Annotated in this window: 4 protein-coding genes and 3 tRNA genes; all 7 read left to right on the top strand. The window is 52.1% G+C overall.

Going from position 1 to position 3,158, the window contains the following annotated elements; translation table 11 throughout:
- Positions 1–201: 201 nt before the first annotated feature.
- Positions 202–1,155, top strand: a complete 954-nt coding sequence (gene birA / locus H8B20_RS27710; RefSeq protein WP_210625225.1) for a bifunctional biotin--[acetyl-CoA-carboxylase] ligase/biotin operon repressor BirA — start codon at positions 202–204, stop codon at positions 1,153–1,155.
- Complete coding sequence (locus tag H8B20_RS27705) at positions 1,145–1,894, top strand: pantothenate kinase (RefSeq protein WP_210625224.1); 750 nt, start codon at positions 1,145–1,147, stop codon at positions 1,892–1,894. Before birA ends, H8B20_RS27705 begins: the two co-directional genes overlap by 11 nt.
- A gap of 7 nt (positions 1,895–1,901) precedes the next feature.
- A complete protein-coding gene (locus H8B20_RS27700) occupies positions 1,902–2,339 on the top strand; it encodes a hypothetical protein (protein ID WP_210625223.1) in 438 nt (145 codons plus the stop codon).
- A 144-nt stretch (positions 2,340–2,483) separates the two neighbouring features.
- Positions 2,484–2,568: transfer RNA gene (locus H8B20_RS27695), tRNA-Tyr, on the top strand.
- Positions 2,569–2,593: 25 nt separating this feature from the next.
- Positions 2,594–2,667, top strand: a tRNA-Gly gene (locus tag H8B20_RS27690).
- 27 nt (positions 2,668–2,694) lie between these two features.
- Positions 2,695–2,770 (top strand) — tRNA-Thr (locus H8B20_RS27685).
- An 84-nt stretch (positions 2,771–2,854) separates the two neighbouring features.
- A partial coding sequence (locus H8B20_RS27680) for a GTP-binding protein (RefSeq protein ID WP_228732784.1) occupies positions 2,855–3,158 on the top strand: 304 nt, incomplete at its 3' end.

Genomic DNA, 3,158 nt, shown 5'->3' with positions numbered 1-3,158 from the left:
AGCAGTGAAACGATGCATCGCCGATGGTAGTGTGGGGTTTCCCCATGTGAGAGTAGGTCATCGTCAAGATTAAATTCCGAAACCCCAATTGCGAAAGCAGTTGGGGTTTTGTTTTGCCCGCAGGAAATGTACCTGCTTGATTTCTATGCAACGGCCCGGGGCATAGCTATCATTCGGGCCTCATTGTGAGGCGAGACTTGCATGCTGACGTTGTTGAATCTTCTGAAGGATGGACGGTTTCATTCTGGTCAGGACCTTGGCGCTGCCTTGGGAGTTAGTCGAAGTGCGGTATGGAAGCAGCTTCAGCACCTCGAGGCTGAGCTTGGGCTATCCATCCACAAAGTTCGGGGGCGTGGCTATCAGCTAGCTGCTCCGCTGATGTTGCTCGATCCTCTTAAAATGGTAGGAATGAAAGCAGTCTGGCCAATCACGGTCCTGGACACTACCGACTCCACTAATGCTGAGGCGTTGCGCGCCATTGGCTTAGGGCAAGAGGCCCCATTTTTGGTGCTTGCCGAGAGACAGACCTCCGGGCGCGGGCGCAGGGGGCGCAAGTGGGTTAGCCCGTTTGCCGAAAACCTTTATTTCAGTCTTGTTCTGCGGATTGATGGAGGTATGCGCCAGCTTGAGGGGCTCAGCCTTGTCGTTGGGCTGGCAGTCTTGCAAACCCTACGAAATCTGGGGGTGACTGGCGCTGGTTTGAAGTGGCCTAATGATGTTCTGGTTGGCAATAAGAAGATTGCCGGCATCCTGTTAGAACTGGTTGGAGATCCGGCGGATGTCTGTCACGTGGTTCTGGGTATAGGCGTTAACGTGAATATGCAGGTTGCAGAAGAGGTTGATCAGCAATGGACGTCCATGAGGCTTGAGACCGGTAAAAGCTGTGATCGCAATATTCTAGTGGCCGAGTTGGGCGAGCAATTGCTGGCATACATACAGCGTCAACAAATAGATGGTTTCTCGGTTCTTCAGGCTGAATGGGAAGAAAATCATTTGTGGCAAGAGCGATCGGTGTCCCTGATTGCTGGTGTCAGTCAAATAGATGGAGTGGTGCTCGGAATTGATAACCAGGGTGCGCTGCGATTAAAGGTGAATGGCGTGGAAAAGGTCTTCAGTGGCGGCGAGCTCAGCCTGAGGTTGCGCGATGATTCTTGAGCTCGACTGCGGAAACAGCTTCATAAAGTGGCGAGTGCTAAGTGGTGCTGAGGTTGTGTTGGTCGCGGAGGGAGTGGTTGATTCGGACCTGGCGCTTTGCGAAAGCTTGTGCAAGCTGAGCGGGCTGTCGCTAAGAAGTTGTCGCATGGTGAGTGTTCGTACTGCTGCGGAGACTAGTGCCTTAATTGAGATGCTTGAGCGAGACTTCGGTGTTTCAGTTATCTGTGCGAAACCTGCTCGTGAAATGTCAGGTGTTAGAAACGGCTACGAAGATTACGAGCGTCTAGGTCTGGATCGCTGGTTGGCGATGCTGGGTGCTTTCCGTCTGGCTAAAGGTCCATGCCTCGTGTTGGACTTTGGTACGGCAGTGACAGCGGACTTTATCGCGATAGATGGGGATCATCTTGGTGGTTTCATTTGTCCTGGTATGCCGTTGATGCGCAACCAGTTGCGTACCCATACTCGAAAAATTCGCTATGACGATGTCGCTGCTGAGCGTGCGCTGACAAGCCAGGCGCCGGGGCGAAGCACTGTTGAGGCTGTAGAGCGTGGATGCTCACTGATGTTGAGGGGGTTCGTGCTTACCCAGTTGGAAATGGCGCGATCCTATTGGGGGGAGGGCTTCACTGTATTTATTACAGGTGGCGATGCAGATCTGGTTGCAGGTGTAGCGCCCGGGGCCAGGTTTGTTCCCGATCTTGTATTCGTCGGTTTAGCTGTGGCGTGTCCTTTGTCTTGAGGTATGTATGCGTTGGATGTTCCTGCTGCTTCTTATTCTCAATATTTTCTATTACGTCTGGCATCAACAGGAAGCGCCATTGCGGGCAAAGGACGTAACGCCGCTGAGTTTGTACAAGGGTTCACAGCAGGATATTCGTCTGCTGAGTGAAGGTGCAAGGGCCTCCAAGGAGGGGTCTGGTCCGCAACGAACTGAAAGTCAGTGCCTTTATCTCGGTGGTTTTGCCCGTCAGGAGATGGTTGCGGTGCTAGGCGAGCGTTTGGCTCAAATGGATATCAAGGCTCAGCCATCGCTTGAGGGGTCTCCTGCAGCGGGTTTCTGGATGCGTATTGCACCTGAAAGCCAGCGTTTTCTGGGGGATGCGCAGTTGCAAAACCTTTCCAACGAATTCAATGAGTTAAAACATAAAATAATGCGGTGTGAGGGGGTTGCACCTGCTGAATAGTTTGAATAGAATGGCGCCCGCTCCGCAGTGAAGACCTTTCAAAGGTTGACGAAGTAGGGCGATGTCAAAGCAGCTAACCTCAGGTTTTTAAATGAGAAATTGCTTGACAAGGGTTTGGCATAGTATAGAATGCCGGCCTGATTAGGAGGGGTTCCCGAGCGGCCAAAGGGATCAGACTGTAAATCTGACGTCTACGACTTCGAAGGTTCGAATCCTTCTCCCTCCACCAGATTTTAGCGTGAGCTGCAAGCTCTGCGGGTATAGTTTAGTGGTAGAACCTCAGCCTTCCAAGCTGATGATGCGGGTTCGATTCCCGCTACCCGCTCCAAGTTTGCAGGTTGTGCAAAGTGTTTTCGCTCTTGTAGCTCAGTTGGTAGAGCACACCCTTGGTAAGGGTGAGGTCAGCGGTTCAAATCCGCTCAAGAGCTCCATATAACAAGGCAGATATGAAAATATCTGCCTTTGTTTTAATGGCTTTTGTTGTTTGCTTAATTCTTCTGATAGGGGTGATATCGATGGCTAAGGAAAAGTTTGATCGTTCCCTACCGCACGTCAACGTTGGGACCATCGGTCACGTTGACCACGGTAAGACCACTCTGACTGCTGCTCTGACTCGCGTTTGCTCCGAGGTTTTCGGTTCCGCAATCGTTGACTTCGACAAGATCGACAGCGCCCCGGAAGAAAAAGCTCGCGGTATCACCATCAACACCGCGCACGTTGAATACAACTCGCTGATCCGTCACTACGCTCACGTTGACTGCCCAGGTCACGCTGACTATGTGAAGAACATGATCACCGGTGCTGCCCAGATGGACGGCG

It is taken from the genome of Pseudomonas sp. P42 (assembly GCF_017973755.1).
In the GTDB taxonomy this organism is placed as follows: Bacteria; Pseudomonadota; Gammaproteobacteria; order Pseudomonadales; family Pseudomonadaceae; genus Aquipseudomonas; species Aquipseudomonas iridis.
This window is presented reverse-complemented; position numbering and strand designations above follow the sequence as displayed.